The sequence below is a fragment of the Pedobacter sp. SYSU D00535 genome, assembly GCF_017355855.1.
Lineage (GTDB): Bacteria > Bacteroidota > Bacteroidia > Sphingobacteriales > Sphingobacteriaceae > Desertivirga.
The window spans coordinates 186,218-207,029 of sequence record NZ_JAFEWD010000003.1 but is presented as its reverse complement, the minus strand read 5'-3'; the positions used below and the strand labels follow the sequence as shown (position 1 = coordinate 207,029).

General features: G+C 46.4%; 18 protein-coding genes. 3 read left to right on the top strand and 15 right to left on the bottom strand.

Translation table 11 applies throughout. From position 1 onward, the window contains the following. Window position 1 precedes the first annotated feature (1 nt). Window positions 2-694: an HAD family hydrolase gene (locus tag J4N23_RS08955; protein ID WP_207426621.1), complete on the bottom strand. Its 693-nt coding sequence runs from the start codon at window positions 692-694 to the stop codon at window positions 2-4. A 73-nt stretch (window positions 695-767) separates the two neighbouring features. On the opposite strand from J4N23_RS08955, the gene J4N23_RS08950 reads away from it, so the two are divergent. After that, window positions 768-1,340: a Crp/Fnr family transcriptional regulator gene (locus J4N23_RS08950; RefSeq protein WP_207426620.1), complete on the top strand. Its 573-nt coding sequence runs from the start codon at window positions 768-770 to the stop codon at window positions 1,338-1,340. Between the two features lie 17 nt (window positions 1,341-1,357). Here J4N23_RS08950 and J4N23_RS08945 read toward each other — a convergent pair whose 3' ends face one another. From J4N23_RS08945 to J4N23_RS08935, 3 genes are read right to left on the bottom strand one after another with little or no spacing between them, the layout of a single operon-like run. Next, window positions 1,358-2,011: an HAD family hydrolase gene (locus J4N23_RS08945; protein WP_207426619.1), complete on the bottom strand. Its 654-nt coding sequence runs from the start codon at window positions 2,009-2,011 to the stop codon at window positions 1,358-1,360. 8 nt (window positions 2,012-2,019) lie between these two features. Continuing rightward, window positions 2,020-2,631, bottom strand: a complete 612-nt coding sequence (locus J4N23_RS08940) for a sugar O-acetyltransferase (RefSeq protein WP_207426618.1) — start codon at window positions 2,629-2,631, stop codon at window positions 2,020-2,022. 44 nt (window positions 2,632-2,675) lie between these two features. After that, window positions 2,676-3,260: a Crp/Fnr family transcriptional regulator gene (locus J4N23_RS08935; protein WP_207426617.1), complete on the bottom strand. Its 585-nt coding sequence runs from the start codon at window positions 3,258-3,260 to the stop codon at window positions 2,676-2,678. Between the two features lie 155 nt (window positions 3,261-3,415). Between J4N23_RS08935 and J4N23_RS08930 the strand changes: the two genes are divergently transcribed. Then, entirely contained in the window at window positions 3,416-3,799 is a 384-nt protein-coding gene (locus J4N23_RS08930) for a hypothetical protein (RefSeq protein WP_207426616.1), read from the top strand. A 32-nt stretch (window positions 3,800-3,831) separates the two neighbouring features. Here J4N23_RS08930 and J4N23_RS08925 read toward each other — a convergent pair whose 3' ends face one another. The 10 genes from J4N23_RS08925 to J4N23_RS08880 form a co-directional block, all read right to left on the bottom strand. Then, complete coding sequence (locus tag J4N23_RS08925; protein WP_207426615.1) at window positions 3,832-4,296, bottom strand: GNAT family N-acetyltransferase; 465 nt, start codon at window positions 4,294-4,296, stop codon at window positions 3,832-3,834. A 180-nt stretch (window positions 4,297-4,476) separates the two neighbouring features. Continuing rightward, complete coding sequence (locus J4N23_RS08920; protein WP_242689167.1) at window positions 4,477-5,568, bottom strand: phytase; 1,092 nt, start codon at window positions 5,566-5,568, stop codon at window positions 4,477-4,479. Between the two features lie 15 nt (window positions 5,569-5,583). Next, window positions 5,584-8,385 carry a TonB-dependent receptor gene (locus tag J4N23_RS08915; RefSeq protein ID WP_207426614.1) on the bottom strand — a complete coding sequence of 934 codons (2,802 nt, stop codon included), beginning with the start codon at window positions 8,383-8,385 and terminating at the stop codon, window positions 5,584-5,586. A gap of 103 nt (window positions 8,386-8,488) precedes the next feature. Further along, on the bottom strand, window positions 8,489-9,292 hold the full coding sequence (locus J4N23_RS08910; protein WP_207426613.1) for a DUF4197 domain-containing protein: 804 nt from the start codon (window positions 9,290-9,292) through the stop codon (window positions 8,489-8,491). 113 nt (window positions 9,293-9,405) lie between these two features. Beyond that, window positions 9,406-10,446 carry a DUF2235 domain-containing protein gene (locus tag J4N23_RS08905; RefSeq protein ID WP_207426612.1) on the bottom strand — a complete coding sequence of 347 codons (1,041 nt, stop codon included), beginning with the start codon at window positions 10,444-10,446 and terminating at the stop codon, window positions 9,406-9,408. Window positions 10,447-10,450: 4 nt separating this feature from the next. Next, on the bottom strand, window positions 10,451-14,473 hold the full coding sequence (locus J4N23_RS08900; protein ID WP_207426611.1) for a cache domain-containing protein: 4,023 nt from the start codon (window positions 14,471-14,473) through the stop codon (window positions 10,451-10,453). Window positions 14,474-14,521: 48 nt separating this feature from the next. After that, a complete protein-coding gene (locus J4N23_RS08895; protein WP_207426610.1) occupies window positions 14,522-14,959 on the bottom strand; it encodes a DUF5675 family protein in 438 nt (145 codons plus the stop codon). 27 nt (window positions 14,960-14,986) lie between these two features. Continuing rightward, window positions 14,987-16,258 carry a hypothetical protein gene (locus J4N23_RS08890; RefSeq protein WP_207426609.1) on the bottom strand — a complete coding sequence of 424 codons (1,272 nt, stop codon included), beginning with the start codon at window positions 16,256-16,258 and terminating at the stop codon, window positions 14,987-14,989. Then, a complete protein-coding gene (locus tag J4N23_RS08885) occupies window positions 16,255-16,677 on the bottom strand; it encodes a hypothetical protein (protein ID WP_207426608.1) in 423 nt (140 codons plus the stop codon). Before J4N23_RS08885 ends, J4N23_RS08890 begins: the two co-directional genes overlap by 4 nt. A 10-nt stretch (window positions 16,678-16,687) precedes the next feature. After that, window positions 16,688-17,872 carry a hypothetical protein gene (locus J4N23_RS08880; protein WP_207426607.1) on the bottom strand — a complete coding sequence of 395 codons (1,185 nt, stop codon included), beginning with the start codon at window positions 17,870-17,872 and terminating at the stop codon, window positions 16,688-16,690. Window positions 17,873-18,006: 134 nt separating this feature from the next. On the opposite strand from J4N23_RS08880, the gene J4N23_RS08875 reads away from it, so the two are divergent. Continuing rightward, complete coding sequence (locus tag J4N23_RS08875; RefSeq protein ID WP_207426606.1) at window positions 18,007-18,768, top strand: LuxR C-terminal-related transcriptional regulator; 762 nt, start codon at window positions 18,007-18,009, stop codon at window positions 18,766-18,768. A gap of 106 nt (window positions 18,769-18,874) precedes the next feature. Here the strand turns inward: J4N23_RS08875 and J4N23_RS08870 are convergent, their stop codons facing one another. After that, window positions 18,875-20,797 carry a PAS domain-containing protein gene (locus tag J4N23_RS08870; RefSeq protein ID WP_207426605.1) on the bottom strand — a complete coding sequence of 641 codons (1,923 nt, stop codon included), beginning with the start codon at window positions 20,795-20,797 and terminating at the stop codon, window positions 18,875-18,877. Between the last annotated feature and the right edge of the window lie 15 nt (window positions 20,798-20,812).

Genomic DNA, 20,812 nt, shown 5'->3' with positions numbered 1-20,812 from the left:
GCTAGTCGAGGTAATTAATAATTTCATCGATTCGGGTAAGTTCTATAAAATGAGGATGAGTGATCTCCTCGCTGTGCTGTTCATGCTCCCAGGTGGTATGATAGGGAATATGAGCAGCAAAACCACCCAGTTCGAGCACCGGCAGAATATCCGACTTGAGAGAATTACCCAGCATCAGGAAATTTTCCGGCCGGCAGTCGAGGTGTTGCAGCAGCTTTCTATAGTCTGCTGTTTTCTTATCGCTCATGATTTCAATATGATGAAAGTACGTTTGCAAAGCTGACCGTTGTATCTTCTGTTCCTGATCTAATAAATCGCCTTTAGTGGCCACTATCAGCCGGTACTTCCCTTTCAGCCTTTCCAGGGTCTCCTCTACCCCTTCCAGCAGTTCAATGGGTTTCTGAAGCAGCTCTTTTCCAAGCTCAATCGCTTTTGCCACCAACTCCAGGCGGGCAGCTCCTGCTGAAACGCTACAGATCGTCTCGATCATACAAAGGACAAAGCCTTTCACCCCATACCCGTACAGCGGTAAATTCTTCATTTCCGTTTGAAACAGCAGGCGGCCTACTTCAGCCGCTGGCAGATAGTCCTGCAACAACGTACAAAACTCCCTCTCCGTTTCGAGGAAATGCGGCAGGTTTACCCAAAGGGTATCATCGGCATCAAATGCAATCACCTTAATCTTATTTCTCATTGTTATTTTTGCTCAACAGAGCAAAAGTGAGTAGAGAAGTAATCACGTAAAAGGACATTTGTCCCGCACAATTATGTTAAGAACCAATCCATCCTTTCTTTCGCTGATACAAGACCTATATGATCGCCAGGAGCGAAAGGACAATATCCTGCTCAAGCGCTTTTCCCCTGGCAACTTGCTCTTTCGGCAGGGCGACCGGGTGCCGAGGGTACTGGTTTTAAAGAAAGGAATCTCCAAGTGCTTTTTTAACGAAGAAAACGGCAAACAGTATATTGTGGAGTTTCTGGGAGAAGGAGAAGTTTTAGGTGAGATAGAAGCCATCCGAGGCATCAACTGCCTCTGCAACGTCGAGACAATAACTGAGGTGGAGGCCTACTCCATTTCCCTCCCCTATTTCCATTCGCTGATGAATGAGAACCTGCAATTCAATAAAATGCTGATCAGTGAGCTGGCTGAAAGGATTGTCAATACCAGCAGCAGAGCGTCCTTTCAGCAGTTGTACACAGTTGAACACGCTTTGGGCAAGTTGCTGGAATTACAGGCAAAACACGGTCTCCTAATCTCCAAAGAGGACATGGCTGCCTACCTTGGTATCACTATCCGGTCGCTCAACCGGGTGTTAAAGGGGATGAAAACGTACAACTGATGTTCCAGCGTACTCAACTACTCTTCCACGTTTGCCAATACCCATTCGATGAAATCCTGCACGCTCTCAAATAATTTGTCCGGATGTAGCTGTCGCAGCACTTCCACCTCTGCCGTTTCCGCCCAGGCTGCTGCTGCGATGGGGATTCCCGCTGCCCGGCAGGCCGTGATGTCGCTCGGGGCATCCCCCACGTACCAAACCTCTTCCTTGCGGAGGTTGGGCCAGTCGTTTAAAATGTGTTGAATTCCTTCTGCTTTTCTCGGTCCTGTAGGAGAACCTGTTTCGATGCGGTCAAAGAAAGCAGAAAGGCTAAAATAGTCGAGGGAGATTTTTGCGCTGTGCGGCCCTTTGCCCGTTACCATCGCCATCGGCACCTTCCTCCTTTGAAGCTCTTCCAGTAGACTTCTCATTCCGTCAAATGGTTCGGAGCAAGAAGGATGCAGTCGTTCGTAGTGGAACAGGTAATCCGCAACACCCTTATCGTAATGATCGGGCGCCAATGCCATGATCGTACCTTCCTCTGAAGGACCGAAGGTTGCCACAATTTCATCGTCTGCAAGAGATCGATCAATCAGAGGTTCGATGGATTCGCGAAAAGCCTGGATACACAGAGGGAGCGTGTTGGCTAAAGTCCCGTCCAGATCAAATATCACTGCTTTTATTTTTTCCATGGTTTAGGTTAAGACAAGGGTCGCTCTTCTTTGTTTATTTCCCGGATGATACGGCAGGGATTTCCAACAGCCACGCAATTTTCCGGAATTGATTTAGTTACCACGCTGCCGGCTCCAATGACTGAGTTCCTCCCAATGGTAACGCCTGGCAGGATGACCACCCCACCTCCGATCCAGACGTTGTCTTCAATGCTTACTGGTAAAGCATAGGTCCTAAAATACGGCAATCCCGAACTTTCATCCCAATCATCAACTATCCGCTCTACAAGCGGAACAGGATGTGTAGCAGTATAAATCTGCACATTGGAAGCGATCAGCACATTATTGCCGATTGTGATCTTATTACAATCCACGAAAGTGCAATTGATGTTGATGATCACATTGCTGCCAAGGGAGATGTGTTTACCATAGTCGCAGTAGAAAGGCGTATCAATATTGACGTTGGAACCTAAAGTTCCCAATAGATCATTAAGAATCTCCCGTCTCTTCACGGTTTCGGTGCTGGCTGTTGCGTTATAAATTTTAGTAAGACGCCGTGCCTGGTGAATCAGCTTTTGAATCTCCCCATCAGAAGTGTTAAAAAGTTCGCCATCCAGGCATTTCTGTAGCTCGTCCTTCATACACCAAAAATAGAAAAGCCGGGATTTCTATATTTTCATATATCTTAAAATCGCACCTCTCCTCGCAAGGTGCTGAGGTGCTGCTGGGTCATCCCCAGATAGGAGGCGATGAAGCCCAGGTTCACCCGGTTGATCAGGTCCGGGTTTTCCGCCACAAACTTCTCATACCTTTCTTTTGCCGAAAGAGACAGCCGATCGATACGTAAAGTCTGCATCTTCAACAGCACTTCCTGATGGATCACCCGAGACCAGTTTGCAATTTCAATAGTTGTTTCGTACAAGTGATTAAGCCTTTCGATGGGAAGCAGATATAGTCGCGAATCTTCCAACAACTGAACGTACTCAAGTGCAGGAGTACCGTGGTACAGGGCAGTAGAAGAAAACGTGACGTCGCCTTCGCGACTAAACCAGTTGGTGTGTTCTTTTCCGTCGATCAGGAAAAAGGTCCGGGCGCAGCCCTCTTCGATAAAGTAGATATAATGATTACGGATTCCAGGCTCGGTGAGTAAATAATTTTTGGGAAAACGCTTCTCGACCAAATGGCCTGACAACCGATCGATGACCGAATCGGAAACGGGGTAATAACGCCTGATACCCTCGATCGTATTTTGAAGTTTAGCAGATTCCATGTCCGAAAGGATTGCTGCAAATATTTGAAGAAGGTTTTACTTTTACCAGCATTCGCTATGATTTGGATTGAATCTACCTATTCGCCAGCTCAGAAATTCGAATGGGTTTGGCAGTTATCTCTTAAGCCGATATTTTTGCAGGATCAATAATTAACATGACAACGCAAAAACCATATCATATTTATTACCAGGAAACAGAGAAGATGGTAGTAATGGATTGGGATGGCTATGCAACAAGTTCCGAGTTCCATGCGGGCACAGCGTTTATGTTTGAACTAGTTCAGAACTACAAGTGCTCGAAGGTGCTGGCGGATGTAAAGGACATGCTGATGATCAGTCAGGACGACCAAAAGTGGCTGGCGGAGGAGTTCATACCGAAGCTCGTGAGGACGGGCGTTGACATGGTTGCCATGGTTTGCCCTCAGCACTACTTCGGGAAGGTGGCTGCAGAATCGTTAACACAGAAAGCTAATGAGCTAAACCTAGACTGCCGCATTTTCCGTGATGCTGCTGCCGCCCGGGACTGGCTGATCGCTTAGGTTTTGACTATCAAGCTCTGTTGATTTCGGTTTTACCTCAGCTTTTCCATCCGATAATTCGTGATGTGTACCCCTTTTATCAAATTGTCATTCTCTTTCAAAACCTTGAAGCCTTTCCGCTCAAAAAACGGTCGAGCTGTCTTACTTACATCCGCATACAGCCGATCTTTATTTTGCCTTTCAGCTTCTTGCTCAAGCGCCGCGAAAATAGCATCAGCAATACCGCAGCGCTGAAAGAGATGATGGGTGTACATAAAGTCTACATATTCTCCCTCTTTCAGAGAGCCAAATCCTGCGATTTGTCCGGCCAACTCGGCAACAAGGAAATACTGACTCTCTACCGCCTGCCTCCAACGTTCTCCATTTTTAATGGAAGACTTCCATACCGCCAACTGCTCCTCGTCATAGTCATTACCACAGCTATTACTGATCGTATCGACATACAATTGTTGTAAGGATGGGATATCTTCGAGGGCAGCTTTTCTTAATGTGATCATTCTTTTTAGTTCTGTCATAACGTGAAGCATTGAAATGACGCAACAAGTATCTAAGAATTTAAGGACAGAAGCAAAGAAAGCCGGGGATACCGGCGTTCCAACTTCAGGTGATAAAGCGCCTGATGAGAGCTAAAGCAAAACAGGGTAGCCAGCATTTAGCTGCCTGCCCTGTTTTGGTGGCTATTTTTTGTTCAGAGGTTCGAGAATTCGAGATTCGATCAGTCGCCAATCGTAGTAATGAAAAACCTTTCCATTGCTCATTGCCACAAACAAGCCTTTTGGAAATGCTGGTCCCAGGTTTACATTGGTCACCTCAGAGCCATCGCTCTCCAGCGTAGAAAAAGGTATTTCGGTAATGCGATGGTGGGCATGAATGTTAGAACCGCTCCCTTCCCTTGGATAGACATTAAAGCTGTTCGCTTGTTGGTTGGAGATCAGAAGATAGCCGGTTTTATCCCCCGTTTTATAAATGGAAATGCCCTCGATGTCAGACTTGAAGTCCTTTCCACCAAAAAAAGCCAGTTCTTCATTTCCTTTCAGCGGGTCGGCATAGTACTTGTGCACCCCAGATCCTTCGTCGGAAAAGTAAACAAAGCCGAGCTCATTATCTACAGCGATACTCTCGATTTCCTTCTTACGGCTGAATTTACCGAATCGTCTTACCAGACTAGCCCCGACTACACCGTTTTCCTCCTGCAATTGATATTGAAAGAGGTAGTTGTCTTCCGGACCAAATTTCCGACCAACGATGGCGAAAACTGCCTGATCAGACGGCCGCGTGTACAACGCTATTCCCATCGGAGAACGATCGGTTTCTCCACCAAAAACCTCTATGCCACCATTATCGAGCGGACGAAGATCAGGAAGACTGAATACACGGATTTTATCAGTTTCCCTTTCGGTAGCTACAGCAATATCTACCGTTTTACCTCCTACCTTGAAATTATATGCTACATCGACGTTATTTGGTCGCTGAATGCCGGTTACTTTGTTCACAATCTTACCCTGAAGGTCGAAAGCATAAATCCCACCGTTAGTTTCTTTGTCTGTGCCGATTACAAGGCTTTTTGCAGGATCTGCCTTATTGATCCAGATAGCGGGGTCGTCGGTATCAAATTCTACTTGTTGAGAGATAACGGTTGGTTTTAGCGCATTTGGAGCGATACTCCTTTTGGTGCTGCAAGCGAAGAGACTTATTGAAGCGATTAAAAAAAGGCTGGTTCTGAACATAATAAAAGCATAAAAAGCCGGAAACTGATATTCCGGCTTCATAAATTGATAGAAAAATTAAAAATCAAACTTAAGGCCAACGTTATAACGAGGGCGGTAAAATTCTTCCTGCATGGTGCGGCTCTTCACACCTTGATAAAAACGCAGCGGCTGATTGGTGAGGTTGTTGGCCTCGGCAAAAAGACGCCATTTCGATGTAAAGCGGTAAGAGGCGTTGGCGTCGAGGAAAAACTGGCTATCGTAATAGCTGTCTTCGAACGCGTTTCCTCCTAACTCAAAAACATAAGAGTCGGCATAGTTAGCAGAGAGGCGTGAGCTGAAGCGCTTCGTTTCATAAGACAGAGAGAAGTTGTAAAGATTCGGAGCGGTGCCAGGGAACTTCGCGTCGGTTCTTTCTTCTCCGTCCTCGTTGAAAATACCATCCGTCTTAGAACGTGTAAACGTGTAATTCGCATACACTCCAAAACCTTTCAGAAATCCCGGAAGGAAATCTAACTGGCGCTGCAACGCAATTTCAAATCCGTAAACCTGAACGTCATCTCCGTTACGAGGTTGTATGAACGTCCACTCGTCGCCTGCAGCAATCGGATTAGCGACACCAGGAAAATCAGCGCCAAAGTTAGCTGTAGTGTAAGAGTTGCTGCGATAACGATAAATGAAATCGCTGATGTTCTTGTAAAATGCTCCTGCAGAGATAAGACCAACAGACTTAAAGTAGTTTTCGGCGATGAAATCAAAGTTCGTAGCGTAAGCTGCCTTCAAGGATTCGTTGCCTACAAACAGCTCCTCGTCGCTAATCCTATTATCGAAGTAAGGTACCAGATCGTAGTAGTTTGGCCTTGCCAAAGAAGTGGTTGCAGCCAAACGGAAAATCAGGTTGTCCGTAGCATTAAAACGCAAGGTAGCAGAGGGAAGAATATTGAGATAATTATTCTTGTTTGTTCTCGATCCTACCAGCTCTTCTTCATCTTCTACGATATTCCCCGTATATTTCAACCAGGTTTGTTCGAAGCGAACACCGAAGATACCTGAAAGCTTTCTGTTGAAATCCTGGTCAAAACGAACATATCCGGCTCCGATTGTCTCTTTTGCGTTGTAGTTGATCGACGCGTACTCTTCCGGCTTAGCTTCCTGCTCAAACCCATTTCCAAGGTTCAGTTTGCCCAAAAACTGCGCATCGACAAACGGTCCTCTCAGGTAATGAGCCCCAGGCTGATAATTCTTCGGATCGAATGAAAGGGTGGGGACTGTGCCTAAATTCTCGAAAGCATCCTCATTGGCGCCTTCGGGACTGAATTCAAAAAAGTTATTTTCGCGCTCTTTATCTTTCAGACGTAAGCGCGCTCCAAATCTCAGGCGACCTTTTTGTCCGTTCACCAAGCTTAAGGGAAGTCTGAAGTTGATCCGGCCGCCCAGTTCATCCTCCTTTGTGAAGTTTCTATTTTCCGTGATCTCGTTAAGTTCGAAATCAGCAAGACCCGTACTGCTGTTGGCAAAAGGACGCTCAGGATTGGCCAGATCAAGACTTATATCTTGTTCTTCCGCTTCAAAGTTGATATATCGCTCGTTGGGCCTCAACTCGCGGGCAGTTGAATAAGAAAATCCCCAGTCTAAATCCACAGCAGCACCTAAAAGGTGATCGCCGCGAAGGGAATAATTCTGCACACGCTGGTCTTCCAGACGAGTGTCTTTATTTCTGTTGTTCCCGATTCCGCCTTTTGTTTCGCGTTCGATATTACCTACAAAGCTGTTTCCATCCATCTCAATGTCAGTAAAACGAAGACGGTAGCGGTTCTCGCGATCATCCCGCCAGTTGTACATTCCGGTAAAGGATATCGTGTTCTTAGGATTAAATTTAAAGTCGGATGCCAGCGACACACTTCTTCTGATCCGCTGCACAAAATACTGGCGCACTTCCTGCTCTTCCACGAACACTTTTCCGTCCTCTTGTTTCCAGGTAGCCTCGATATCGTCAGAGCCGTAGTCGTTGTTATTGTAAGATCCGCTTAAGACCACTCCCAGTTTATTCTCCAGGAATCGGTTTCCAGCTACAAAAGAACCTGTGTACAAAGCTTTTGAGCGGATCGGATTGTAACCAGACGACAAGGTTCCGGATAGGCGTAAACCATTAGGTGCAGCCCGGGTAATCAGATTTACCGAGCCCCCAATTGCATCGGCATCCATGTCGGGCGTGAGTGTTTTGTTCACCTCTATCGTTTGGATCATATCCGATGGGATCAGGTCCATTTGAATGCGTCGGTTGTCTCCTTCCGCAGACGGGATCCTATCCCCGTTAAGGGAAACTGAATTAAGTTCAGGTGCGAGGCCGCGGATGATGATATCCCGTGCTTCTCCCTGATCGTTCTGCATGGTTACACCGGGAATTCTTTTGATAGCGTCGCCGATGTTCGCATCTGGAAAACGACCGATCTGATCCGTTGAAACGATGTTAGAAATATTTGCGTTTGTTTTCTGCTGGTTCAACGCCCGTGCTTGTCCGCGGAGACGGTCGCCCATCACTACTACTTCCTTCCCGATAATGGAGGCCTCCTCAAGAGCTACCGCAACATCAGTAGCGCGACCGGCATTTACGGCGATATCCTTTGACCAGGTTTTGTAGCCCAGGTAGCTGACTGTTAATGTATAGTTGCCTGCCGGAACATTAAGAAACTCGAAGGTTCCTTTCTCCGTGGAAACAGTATATCTATTATCGCCGCTAAGCCGCAATGTGGCGCCGGGCAAAGACAGCTTCTGACTATCCACCACCTTTCCTACTACCAGCCCGTTTTGAGCAAAAGCTGTAAACGTGCTGAGGGAAATAAAAACAAGAAATTGAAAGAAACGTAAACTTAAATTCATGCCTATAGTTTTGAATGCGCAATTCTAGCTACAGGCTATTAACTGAAGGTTAAACTGAATTAAGGATTAGATCAAGTTTTATCGCTACTTCCAGGGAAAGAATTTATCTTCCAAACACTTTTTTCAGAAGGTCGGACGTCCTGGCTAATGGATCTTTTCGGATCAGTATTTCCTCTGCTGCGATTTCATAGAATACACCCGAGATCGCCTTCCCGGTCACAAAAGCGGCAAGGTCGGGGTTTTGCTTTTTTACCAGGGGAATTTTGTTGTAAGCAGTGATCATCGTATTCCAATTTTTTGTCGCATTCACCTTGTCGAGCGACTGCTGAATAAGGGGTTTAAACGCTGCGACTAGTGAAGCACTTGTCTGCTTGCGCAGATATCCGGTAGCAGCGGTATCTGGTCCGCTAAGAATAGCTTTTGCATCAGCAATACTCATGTTTTTAATTGCGCTAAGAAAGATTGGGGAGGCGCCCTTTGCCGCATCTTCTGCTGCCCTGTTCATGGTGAGGATCGCGTCGTCTACTAGTTTACCCATGCCGGCACTTCTTAGCGTGCTTTCTATTTTCCGTGCTTCTTCAGGCATCAGAATTTTCACTGCTTCCCTTTTGAAGAAACCATCTGTCATGGATAAACGACCTGTCCCTTTTTCTACTCCTTTGTTAAGTGCCTCCTTCAAGCCAGAAGTGATCTCTGCAAGACTCAGCGATGAAGGCTGCAGTACTCCCGAAGCTTTTACTGTTTTAACCAGTGAACTGTCTTTACCCAAATTCTTTTTCACCAGGTTCTTCAGAGTCTGAGCCTGCACATTCGTATTAAAGATAATAGCCAGAACAATAAGAGCAAGCGGCCTTACTTGCAGCGTGTATTTTTCAACTCTGTTTACTCGGTGGTTTACTTGTGTCATATCTGATCATTGAACATAGAATTTATCTCCCTCAAAAAAACTTGGCAAGACAAATCCCTGTCCTTATAGGGATCCGGGGTAGTTAAGGTTACACGAAAGCAAGTTCCCCTTCACTATTGAACACCAGCTAAAGACAGGGCAGGAACGTTCTCGGGCTTGTAACCGAGGCCTGCCTGCATGCGATCGTAAACAGAAGGATGAACCGTTTCATGCGAATCCGGTCTCTCAGCAATCTTTCGAACATGCTGGCCCTGCCAGGAAAACGGCGCGGCGAATGAATCATGAATCGCTGCTAAGGCATTGGGATGTATATTCTGTTGTACGTAGCCCTTCTCAAAAGCTAGCCCTGTCTTTTCGGCCTTCTCCAGCATCCAGGCAAGGGGAATATCGCTTAAGCCTTCCTCCGGATAGCCGCCGCCGACATCCGAATGAACGCCGCAGAACCAGACCTGTTCCAACACCTGTGGCAGTCTGTGTTTAATTACATACTCGCTCTGCTGCCAAACCGCAGGTTTAAATGACTTCCGACGTTCGTCCAGCGCCAGGGCCTGGTAGGCATAATCGACGTAACTGCTTAGCTTGGTATCGTGAAACTCGTATTTCTTGTTGCTCCCAAGAATATTCACCGGTACTCCCAAAGAGCCCACGGTATCCCAAACACCAATAAATTTAATACGAACGTCAGGTTGGCTGTACTTTTCGCGAAAGCTGCGGGAAACCGGTCCATCCGGACTGGTTTCTTCCGAGCGATCGCGATAGATTTCATAGGCTTTATTGATGAGGGTCAGATTATTATTCTTCACAAGACCGGAGTTGCGGATGAGACCGGCCAGACTACGGGCGGTGTAAGCTCCGCGACTGAAGCCGAACAAATAAATTTCATCACCCTGGGAGTAGTTCCAGCAGATAAATTTATAGATGTCTAAGATGTTCTGATCAATACCACCGCCAATCGCACCATCGATCATACGTCGCAACTTACTTCCTTCTACCCCAATTCCTTCGTCGTAGTACTTTATTTGATGGATCCCTGAAGGATCTTCATTGCAAATGGCTTCGAAAATTTTTTGAACATTGGTGCGGACTACCTTGCCCCCCTCTGTATCACCCGGAAGGTTCCAGGTGCCGTCGCTGCAGGTGATGATACGTTTCATATGATCAGGTATTTTTTGGAGTGTTAGTGGTTTCAAACAAGGTAAAGAACCGGAGTACTACAGGTACTGCGGCCGTAAGGATGCCAAGATAAGTGAGTAGGGTAGAGTAGGTTTCCTGCTGGGATGCAAAAAGGAAAGCCAGAACGCCTACGATGAGGATCATAAACGGAACTTTTAGCCTGCCCCAGTTTCCGGTGTCTTTGATTTGCTGCCGGATCTTCATCACCTCCACAGCGCCAATGGCAGTGAGGATAAAATTCCGAAAGCCTTTGTTGAAAAGCGTCAACCGTCCCTCCTCCCTCACAATCAGCCCCTTGCTTAAAAGTAGCGAGAGGTTGTAGTCGTCGTAGGGATTCACCAGGCCGTCCTCCGCCAAATCGTACAGTAAAAACTTCTCCTCCTTTGTTAGTGACTGCCAGATGTACATGTAAAAGTAGTGGGAGGCGGTTTGTAGCTTAAAAGCCAGAGAATCTGGATCAATATCAAGTTCGTTCCTCGCCCCGAGCTCCTTTTCCAGCGGTTCTCGCATCCGTATAAGGAAGTGGGTGCGAGCCGTTTCCAGCTGAAGGTTCTTTTTCCAGAGCGGAGCTTCATCTTCAAAAACCACGTCCTTCTGGTCGAGCTTCTCTACCACGATGCAGAAATGCCCCAGCAGCACATGCCAGCGCTCCAGATCGTGCAGGGGCTGCCGGCAGCTTTCATCCTTTTTCAGCTCCGTTTGGTTCAGTGAATCAAGAAAGGTAATGGGATGGACCGTAGAGAGTATAAAGATTTTACTTCGTACCCGCTTCTGCAACAAGGCCTCCAGAAAATCCAGTTTTATTCGGTTAGTAGCGGCATTTTGGATATCGTATTCGAAGTGATTGACGATGATTAAGGAATAATCTCTCGAGAACACATCCTGTTGGACAGCGAGCCAGTCGGCGTCTGCTCCTGCTTCCTCTTCATTGGCGGGAATAAGGATCATATCAACTACCTTAACGTTGCTTCCCGCCGGATCTTCCTGATCAAATAACAGCTTCTCCCGGCCCTCCTCCGCTTTTCCTTTCAAAACTCCATCGGCTATCAGCTTTTTCAGTTTCTTCAACTTACCAGCCCCCGGTGCACCGATCATAAATACCAGGGAATTCGTCCGGCAGTCAGTAAGTAACACGCTGTCTACCGTTTCCCAGCCGTCCTCCCGCGGCAGGTTTTGTGCAAAAAGCTTACGAATAATGCGATGAAGGATCTGCCAGAAAAGGAGCAGCGCTACCAGGAAGATAAGCAGGTACAGAACGAGTTCAGGCACTCCTCCGGAAAGGCTATAGCCCATTTTGGCGGATTTTAGCCCGAGGTAGGTTCCGTTACCCAAAGCGTAGTAGGTTCGGGTGACAGCTGTGTCTAAAAGCTGGTTGTATCTGAAGAAACCGGAAGAACTCTCTTGTGCACCTCGTACGCGCCCTTCCATATCAAAGATATCCAGGCTGGTCAGGGTTTTGAACAAGGATAACGACGCCTTTTCTTCACGAGATCCCAGTGAATCCTCTTTCTTTACCAAGTCCTGTAGGCCATCAGCAGCAGCTGGATTTTGTAATGCCTCTACCCAAACACCATCCGTGTAATACGTAGCCGGTTTAAATTCGCCCTTGCCGCTAAAGCTTCCGGTCTCCACCAGATCCTGGAGAAACATAGCCTGTTTATACCTGGCTGCCAACCGGAGTTCATAATCGTATACCCCTTCGTAAAACAGAATTACCGGGATACCGCTGGTGATGATCAATCGCGTAAATACCATGAGGGAATAACCAGAGGTGTAAGTCCACCTCCACCGCATTTTTTCTTTCAGCCTGGATAGCCTTCCCTGGATAAACTGTTGATACTTGAGCAGCAGCACCGACAACAGTGCGAGCAGAACTTCGAAGGCATAAAAGGTCCCGAAGCCTGACAGACACCCAGCGGCAATGTTGATAACCAGAAGGATCACTACAAGGGCAATGACTGCTCTTTTCTTGAACACTACTTGCTCTGGCCGGTTAATCTCATAAAACCTCAGGTAGAGATAATTAAGTGCGAGGGTAATTGCCGCCCCGGAAAGAAGGAGTATAAAAAGGAACTGTAAAAAGCTAGAAAAGAAGTAGAAAATAATAAGGAGCAGGATGTTGACCACATTAAGTAGAATGGCCGTGTTATACAATTCGTAAAAGCATTTATGCGGTCCTATCCACGAGATATCCGAATATTGCTTTTTTAGAAAGGATTGCCTTCTGGATACTATAAAAACGACCAGCAGTTCCAGTACCAAAATAAAGAACACACCAAACAGCATCAGGAAACTGAAAATAAAATTCTTGGCATCGCGGGAGTGCTTGAAGGAAGTATCTTCAAAAACGACCAGATGATAGGGTAAGTGAGGCAGCGGCATTGCCAGGACCTTAAATTCCTTTCCCAGGTAACGTGTCTGGAAGAGCTTGCTTGTTCCCGAGTTTAAGGCAGTAGACAGTTCACCAGGCTCGGTAAATTCGGCCAACAGGTTTTCGTTCAGATTCTTGGTATTGTCTGAATGATACAACACCTTCCCATCCTTATCCACCATGCTAAATAGATAGCCTCGAGGTAGAACCGGCTTTTGAAGTGATTTAAAATTAAACGACATTACAGCTACCTCCTGCTTCTCGGCGGGAATTGATATAACAGAAGTGAACTTTCCGCTGGTAAGAGAAAGAATCTGGTCGAGATAGTAAGGTTGGCCGCTGTTGTCACTGAGGAAGTAAGTGTTAGCCTTAATAATGCGGCGAAAATACTCCCGCTTGCTTAAATTGTTTGGCGGCGCTATTTGCCGCTCTGCAGTCCAGCTATTGATTTCATTACCGTTGAAGTCGAGCCAGAACACCTGGTTAATATCTACCCCTTTCTTTTCAAGGGAATCCAGCTTTCTCCTCAAGGGTTTGGCCCGAGACTCTATTGCTAATGATCCGGCAGTATCGGCAGCTACCGACAACTTCTGTAACACACTATCTCGCTGTCTCTCTGAATCAAGCCCTTTTAATGCCCCCACAGCAGCCAGCAGTTCTTTTTGAAAAGATTGCTGAACCGATGCGGCCAGATTTCGTAAGGGTTGTCCGGAGTTTTCTGGTGCATGCCTGAAAACGGCATTGTATTTCAGGAAGGCAAAAAACAGTAGCGACATCAGCAGCATGGAGACGCTCAGGCAAGCCGCCCCGTCTGCTACCGTAAGCCGGTCTTTGCTTCCCATCTGGTAAAGCTTAATCCAGGGTAGAAACAGAACCAGCGCAATCGCCAACGTAAGCAACAGCAGGGTGATATTTTCAGGTAGTTTGTTCTTGAGGTACTGATAATTTTTCTCTCTCAGCAGACCGGTAAGCGTCAGTGAATCAACCGAGATGTGAAGCTGCTGCGAAAAAACTTTATAATCTGTTCCGCTAAGGCGGATTGTTTTTTCATCGAGCTCTAAAGATGCACTTTTTCTTAAACGCAGTGAATCAGTTGGAATGTTGGTAGCCCCACTAGGGAAGGTCTGGTAGACGATGTTATTCTTCTTCAGCAGCAGATATTCGTCGAATTTGTCGTCGGAAAGCAAAGGCCGTAGGAATGCCTCGATTTTGTAGCTCATACCGATTTCGAAACTGTCCTTTCTATGTGTGATCAGCAGCTCCCCGTTGCTGAACGCCACCGCAGAGCTACTATCGGAAGAGCTCCCTCTCCCGTTCCCTGCCACTCTTTTTATCGGTAAAATTTTAAAATTTTCTGTAGAATAGTTCCTGATGTAGCTTACTACCTTCGTAGCATCGTACTCTTCCCGACTTTCCCGGTACCTGTAAAGTAGATTACCCAAAAGGCCAACCGAATTGTCAATCTTTGCCTGAATGTTCTTTTCTGCGTTTTGTAGGCTGCGGTACTGCCGCGCTTCCAGGTGTCGGACGTTGCTGGGTACGTAAATGAATAAGTACACTGCAGCAAGTACCAGCACAAAGAACAGCGTGGAAAAGGCTATTCGCTTATTTCGGCTGAAAGAGAAAAAGTTTTTCATGCGCTACGAGTATTAGGGACAGGAGTACAGGTAGTTTTAAGGTCGATATCAAGCCAAAGGAGCTTTTTCTTCCCTCACTATCTCGATCCACATCTTCTCCTTTTTCTCGATGCTTCTCAGGAGACTTATCAGGCCATTTACTTTGCTGGCACAATTCCAGATCTTCGTTTTCATATCCCCTTCGGCACCAACTAAAATGCAACCTTCTGAATCTTCTGCGGTGTTTCCGCCGTGGATACGAATTCCTTCAAAGCACTTCACATTCAGCAGCAGCGGGAGGTATTTCTTGAAGCGGTTACTGTAGCTAAGCACCACCTCATACCGACCATCCCTGATAGCTGTCTGATTTTTAATTTTTCCACTGCAGTCGGCTTTTAAATCCCGGACTGTGTCTTCGCAGGTATAAGCGAAGAATTCGCCATTTACGAAGAGCTTTCCGAAGGTGGACTTTGGGTTGAAAACGGAGCGTACAAGTTTTAATTCCATGGGTTGCGGATTTATCTGATTTGCTGATTAGTTTTTGGAGGGAAAGAAGCTGCTAAAGCCAAAATTGAAACCACCAACAATGAACATTCTGGAGGGCTCGCTGTAGGTTGTTGAGTTTCCATTGAAGTTACTCCCAAAAGTGGTCTTAAATGTGACCAGATCATTCAACTTATAACTTAGGGTAAGGCCGGTTTTGGAAGTATAGCCCTTTCTTTGGCCCGCTGGTTTATCGGTGAGATAACGAAAAACGCCCTCGGCAGAAAGGCTTACCCGGTTATGGATCCACTGCAGCTTTCCGCCCAAATCCAGGTAGTCTGAAGAATCAATGCGGCTGGAATTGGCAGTAAAACGGGCTACTGCCATGATATCTACAAAGTCAATAATGGAAGGATCTTTATTTACATTAAAGCGATAAGAAGGGGTCAACCAGATGGCAGTTTTAGCGTTGCTCAAATTATCCCAGTTGCTATCTTCTGCCACACGCCCATTTGCAACAGACAGCTCGAGCATGAACCCTTCCCTCGTAAGGGGAAACTGATACTTGTTCACATCGCTGAGGCTACGCTGGCTTCGTCTTTCAATGTCCGACCTCATCCTGCGTAAAAAAGGAAGGTCCTCCGCAGTAAGCGACTGCTTATTAATTTTCGTCTTGAGTAGATTCTTAATGACTGACTTTTCAGCAATCGGAATTTTTTTATTGTCACCGATCCCGAGCAGGTCGTCAATCCAGCCATCCACATCGTCGATGTAATTGTTATTTCTTGCCTCCAGTTTCTGAATGGTGCTTTCCAGAAGTCCCTTCATCCGGGAACTGTAGTACCAGGCGAACAATTTGTCTTTCACCCGGCTACTTACGCTACCCTGCACCAGCTGAACATGCATACCAATTCCGAGTCCCGTCCCGGAGCTGAAGTTTGGGAAAGTTGTCGTATCGATCGTGGAGGTTGCAAAAGAAAAGGTAAGGCTGCGGGCAAGGTTCTGCCAGTAGTTATTACTGATAAGATAATCTACAATATTGAACTTGAGAGAGTCCGGCCCTGGCTTTCCCCAGAAATAGGGGGAGGTTTCAATAGCAAAGTTTGGCTGGAGGCGCTGATTGACTAGGGCAGACTGAACATTGGCGGCGAAATCAGTAGGAGAATTAGGGCGCTGGATATTTTCAGGCTCTACTCCGAGGATAACGTACCCGGGGGAAGAGTTAATTTGTAACGACTTAAACTGCTTTTCGATATCACTGCTCTGGCTATAGCCCTTTGCCGTATAAAGAATTAAAAGAACGGGTAAGATGTATCGCATCATGATTGTAGTTTAAAGGTGATTTTAGTATAAAGCGATACGGGATTGGTCTTATCCGTAGTGGTTGTGAATTCAGCGATTGTGGTTCCACCGGCCTCGAGTTTGAACTTATAGGATACTGGTGGCGGGTCAGAACTTGCAGCGCCGTTTCTAATTCTTGCAGCTGCCGAACAGAGCGCGAACTGCATTCCATCCAAATTAGCTCCTGTTCCCAGCATCAGTCTCTTGATATCAGGGTTTGCATCAAAATCAAGCGGATTACCGTCCAGACTAAGCACATGAGTAAGGTCTAATTGCCAGCCTGGTTCACTTATAATAGTTTCTGTACTGAGGTAGATATCAGAGCCACTATACTGCTCATCAATTGAAAAGTCAGCATAGCTTTGAGGATCTTTGGTTTGGGTGGGATTGGTATTGGCCATATGTTCTTATTTACTCGGTTCTGCGGCTACTATCGGATGGTAAAACCGTGTTGTCGCTGTTGGTATTTGTGCTCGATTGAGGTTGTTTTACTGAGGTCCGGAGTTTCATCAACTTGTTAAGCAAGTCAAACCAGAAGGGCGCTCCAAGTGAAATGGCAAGAGCGGTGAGAAGAAAACCGGGCCAATGTTTCCCCAGGAGAGAAAAAAAGTAGGAGCACTTGTTGCGGAAGCTAAAAAATGCAAAAAGCTGGTTGTTTACCATCTCCTCCTTGTACTTCGGCAGCAAAGTGGCATCTATCGAAGCGCCAAAAGTCCTTTGCCCTGTTTTCGGATTTGTCTTTATTTCAAGCGAGTCGGGCAGCCAGCTTCCAACACCAAGAATAGATTGGGTAGCGATAATATCTCGCTGAAGCTCCTGCTTAATCGCCATCAGCGAGTCCATCTGCTCCTTGTATTCCCGCGCCGCAGCGGAATCCAGGCTTGCACCTACTGTACGGGGACGCTCGGGATGGCTTTCCAAATAGGCACTGGCTAGCTGAACCATCTGCTCGCGTGCTCCCTTGTCTTTGGAAAGCTGTTTAGAGATCGCGATGGTATCCACATTAAAAAGGGAGGCCAGCAGAAAACCAAGAAAAAGGAGAATGACCTGGATTTTCCGTTTGTACCATTCGGTGGCTTGCTCCATCGTCCGATCGAACCAGGCCTCCAACTGCAGCTTAAACCGTACCAGATCGCGTTGCGAATCCTCCCATATGTTCAAGACATATCCTGCCGTTTCTTCTCCAAATACTGTTGCTGCTTTAGTACGAAGTAGCGTGTCTATCTTATCCGCGTCTAGTTCCCGGCTGCAGTTAAGGAGGAATATCACGGTTTTAGAAAAGCTGACCGCTTTGAAGGAGGAGGGATTTCTGAACAAGCCGGAACTACCCAGGTATTTTATTTCTGGATGGTTGTAAAAATTATTGATCAGCTTGTTGCTCGGATTCTTCCAGAGTTTAAGGAAGTTCAAAAACCTTTGGAAACGTGAAGAATCAATTTCATCATTCAACATTCTGTCTACGGCTTCTTTCAGATTTCTAGCTCGTAAAGCCAGAGCCGTGGCAATAATCTCGGCTACTACTGTTGCCAGCAAACTGTAAAGCAGGTAGATGAAAACGAGCGATATAATTACCTCGAGGGTAGCACTCCCGAACATACGAGTTGTGATAATTGAAGTTTAAAGGGACAATTTCCAAACTAATTTCCTTTTCTCTTATCCCCCAAAAGGGTGATTTTCACAATTTTAAATTCCGCTTTTTTCTTTAACTTTAATCTAAGCCTTCACAGGATATGCCTCAAGCAACATACTTAACCGACGACCTGCAGCTCCTGGCAGGATATTCACGTGAGCTTAATGAAGACAGCGCTTCGTACGAGCGTTTGCAATGGCGCGCACCTCATGAGCCGCTAAAATCTTTAAACGGCTATTCGTGCATCTTCAACTGGAGATTGATGAGCTATGAGTTTGTGAGCCCCTCTATTCAAACAGTCTTGGGTTATAGCGATGAGGAATTTCTTGACAAGGGCCTGAAGCTCTTTTTTCAGATCATTCACCCGTCAGATCTTGAGCAGTTCAGGGACATCCACCTCTGTATTTTCAATTACTACTATACCGTACCTGCAGAGGAGAGGCAAAAGTTGGTATTCTGTTATAACTTCAGGGCTAGGACTGCGGAGGGTAGCTATAGGCAAATCCTGCGGCAAAGCTCATTTACTGACATTAGCTCTGATGGTAAGCCCGGTCTGGAATTTATCAACGCAACAGATATTACTAACTTCAGCCCCTCTGAACACCTTACACTTACCATACACACCCTTTCTGATTCTGGACGCTATGTTTTATGCTTTGAGAAGGAGTTCTCTGAACCTACAAGTATACTATCGCAGCGGGAACGAGAAGTGATGGAACTGGTAAAACAGGGGATGACTACGCGAAAGATAGCGGAGCGTCTATTTGTAAGCGTGGAAACGATAAAAAGCCACCGCAAGAATATTATTGCCAAGATGGGCGTTGGTAATATGGCAGCAGCGGTAAATGTTGCAGGGAAATAATAGAGAGGGTGAAGACAGCTTACCGCCAGTATCGGTTTTTCAGAGATTGCACCGGTGGGAGTAGCATTGGGGAATGATAATTTTTTCCGCTCTACTACTCCTTTGTTTACATCTTTCTATTGCTTACGGGCAGCGTAAAGTAGAACGTACTTCCTCTATCAGGTTCACTCTCAAACCACAACTTTCCGCCTGATTTTTGAATTATTTCCTTGGAAATATATAGCCCTAAGCCCAGGCCAAGGTTTTGCCCTCCGCTTGCCACTTGATGGAAGCGCTCAAAAACATAAGGTTTTTGCTCTTCGGCTATCCCCATCCCGAAATCCCGCACGCTACACAAGGCAAGCCCTTGCTCTTCTCTGAGCCTGATCTCAATCTTTTCGGCTCCCGGAGAATATTTCACCGCATTGTTCACAATATTGGTAATCACTTGAATCACACGGTGCCGATCGGCAAGCACCCAGAGGGATTCACTTTCTTCAATTTTGAGCTCGTGGCTTGCGTTGAGGAGCTGTAGCTCTTCTACTACCTCTAGCAGCAGTATGTCCAAATGCACCTCCTCCTGCTTCAAAGCTAATTTTCCGTGGTCCAGACGGGCGATTTCCAGCAGATCCTTAATCAGCTGTTCAAGGCGATTTATTTGGACGTTGATCCGCTGAAGGAAATTTTTAGTGTTGTTTTGATCTCCTGTTAACAGGCGTTGCAACACCTGTGCATAAGCTTTGATGGAGGTGACGGGAGTCTTCAACTCGTGGCTTACAGTACTTATAAATTCATCTTTCAACTGCAGGGATTTCCTGCGGGCGGTGACATCCATAAAGGAGCCGATTCCCCCTGTAATATTCCCGTTTAAGTCCTTCAAGGGCGCCGCATTGATAGAGATATAAAAACGCTCGCCATTCGGAGGTTGTACCGCTATCTCATGGTCAAACACCTGCTTACCTGTGCTAAGGGAAATATACATGGGATGTTCGTGCTCCGGCAAGGGACTGCCATCGAGCCGAAGGTTCGTCCACTTAGCGTCGTGATAAGTCCTGTCCAAAATTTCGTCTCGTTTTAAACCCAGTATCTCCTGAGCCATCCGATTAGCGTAAATCAGGTTACCTTCCGTGTCTATAATTCCTACTCCTTCGGCCATGGCTTCAAGTACCTGATTAAACCGCACTTCCGTGTTCAGCAATTCATTCTCCGCCGCCAGTTTTTCATTCAATATCACTTCCAACTGCCTGCGAGATTGTACCAGCTCGGTCACTTCGAAGCCGAACATATATACCCCGTCGATGTCGCCGTTCTCACTATGTCGCGGCAGCCCCACGAAGTTCCAGTAACTTTCATCCGGTTCAACGTTGTTGCCTCGGTACAGCTGCGTCATCACTTCATTTCCTTCAAACGTCTCCCCCTGGTGATATGCTCGCTTAAAACCATCAACTAAGGGGTGCCCTGCTAACTCGGGAATTGCCTCTAACAACGGTTTACCCAGCAGTTCCCGGCCAGGAAAGAAAGACTGATAGGTGGGATTGATGAGCTCAAAGACTAGGTCAGGACCACTGAAAACGACAATACGAGCAGGAGCGTTATCGAAGAGATTATAAACTGACTTCAGCTGCTCATTCGAAGATCTTTTCCATACATTATCCTGACTCGGCCCCCGCTCTTCAACATTTATTTTTATTACACTTTGACTGATATAAACCAGTTCCCCTGCGTCGTTCAAGACCGGAGCGTGAATAAAAGCAACCTGCTCCTTCTCCTCCCCGTTGTTCCTCTGCACGCGATAAGTTGTCTGGGGAAAAAACTGTGTTGCCATCGATTCTACCACGATGGAAAGGGAATCCTCCAACGCCCTCCTGCTCTCGCCTTCATAAGGTGTTATTATTTCAAAAAGGCTTTTCCCCAGCAAGTCATTCTCGTTCTTCTGAATCCAATCTAAATAGAGGCTATTGGCCTGGGCAATAGAATACGGTGGATCAGGATGAAGGAGGAGAACAGGTATATTGCTTTTTGAGATCGAAGAGAGCGGGATAGACGTCATATTCAAACATAACAA

What these genes read in the sequence shown, in the direction of transcription:
- J4N23_RS08955 (WP_207426621.1), bottom strand. Translation starts at nt 694, where the DNA reads ATGAGAAATAAGATTAAGGTGATTGCATTTGATGCCGATGATACCCTT.
- J4N23_RS08950 (WP_207426620.1), top strand. Translation starts at nt 768, where the DNA reads ATGTTAAGAACCAATCCATCCTTTCTTTCGCTGATACAAGACCTATAT.
- J4N23_RS08945 (WP_207426619.1), bottom strand. Translation starts at nt 2,011, where the DNA reads ATGGAAAAAATAAAAGCAGTGATATTTGATCTGGACGGGACTTTAGCC.
- J4N23_RS08940 (WP_207426618.1), bottom strand. Translation starts at nt 2,631, where the DNA reads ATGAAGGACGAGCTACAGAAATGCCTGGATGGCGAACTTTTTAACACT.
- J4N23_RS08935 (WP_207426617.1), bottom strand. Translation starts at nt 3,260, where the DNA reads ATGGAATCTGCTAAACTTCAAAATACGATCGAGGGTATCAGGCGTTAT.
- J4N23_RS08930 (WP_207426616.1), top strand. Translation starts at nt 3,416, where the DNA reads ATGACAACGCAAAAACCATATCATATTTATTACCAGGAAACAGAGAAG.
- J4N23_RS08925 (WP_207426615.1), bottom strand. Translation starts at nt 4,296, where the DNA reads ATGATCACATTAAGAAAAGCTGCCCTCGAAGATATCCCATCCTTACAA.
- J4N23_RS08920 (WP_242689167.1), bottom strand. Translation starts at nt 5,568, where the DNA reads ATGAAGCCGGAATATCAGTTTCCGGCTTTTTATGCTTTTATTATGTTC.
- J4N23_RS08915 (WP_207426614.1), bottom strand. Translation starts at nt 8,385, where the DNA reads ATGAATTTAAGTTTACGTTTCTTTCAATTTCTTGTTTTTATTTCCCTC.
- J4N23_RS08910 (WP_207426613.1), bottom strand. Translation starts at nt 9,292, where the DNA reads ATGACACAAGTAAACCACCGAGTAAACAGAGTTGAAAAATACACGCTG.
- J4N23_RS08905 (WP_207426612.1), bottom strand. Translation starts at nt 10,446, where the DNA reads ATGAAACGTATCATCACCTGCAGCGACGGCACCTGGAACCTTCCGGGT.
- J4N23_RS08900 (WP_207426611.1), bottom strand. Translation starts at nt 14,473, where the DNA reads ATGAAAAACTTTTTCTCTTTCAGCCGAAATAAGCGAATAGCCTTTTCC.
- J4N23_RS08895 (WP_207426610.1), bottom strand. Translation starts at nt 14,959, where the DNA reads ATGGAATTAAAACTTGTACGCTCCGTTTTCAACCCAAAGTCCACCTTC.
- J4N23_RS08890 (WP_207426609.1), bottom strand. Translation starts at nt 16,258, where the DNA reads ATGATGCGATACATCTTACCCGTTCTTTTAATTCTTTATACGGCAAAG.
- J4N23_RS08885 (WP_207426608.1), bottom strand. Translation starts at nt 16,677, where the DNA reads ATGGCCAATACCAATCCCACCCAAACCAAAGATCCTCAAAGCTATGCT.
- J4N23_RS08880 (WP_207426607.1), bottom strand. Translation starts at nt 17,872, where the DNA reads ATGTTCGGGAGTGCTACCCTCGAGGTAATTATATCGCTCGTTTTCATC.
- J4N23_RS08875 (WP_207426606.1), top strand. Translation starts at nt 18,007, where the DNA reads ATGCCTCAAGCAACATACTTAACCGACGACCTGCAGCTCCTGGCAGGA.
- J4N23_RS08870 (WP_207426605.1), bottom strand. Translation starts at nt 20,797, where the DNA reads ATGACGTCTATCCCGCTCTCTTCGATCTCAAAAAGCAATATACCTGTT.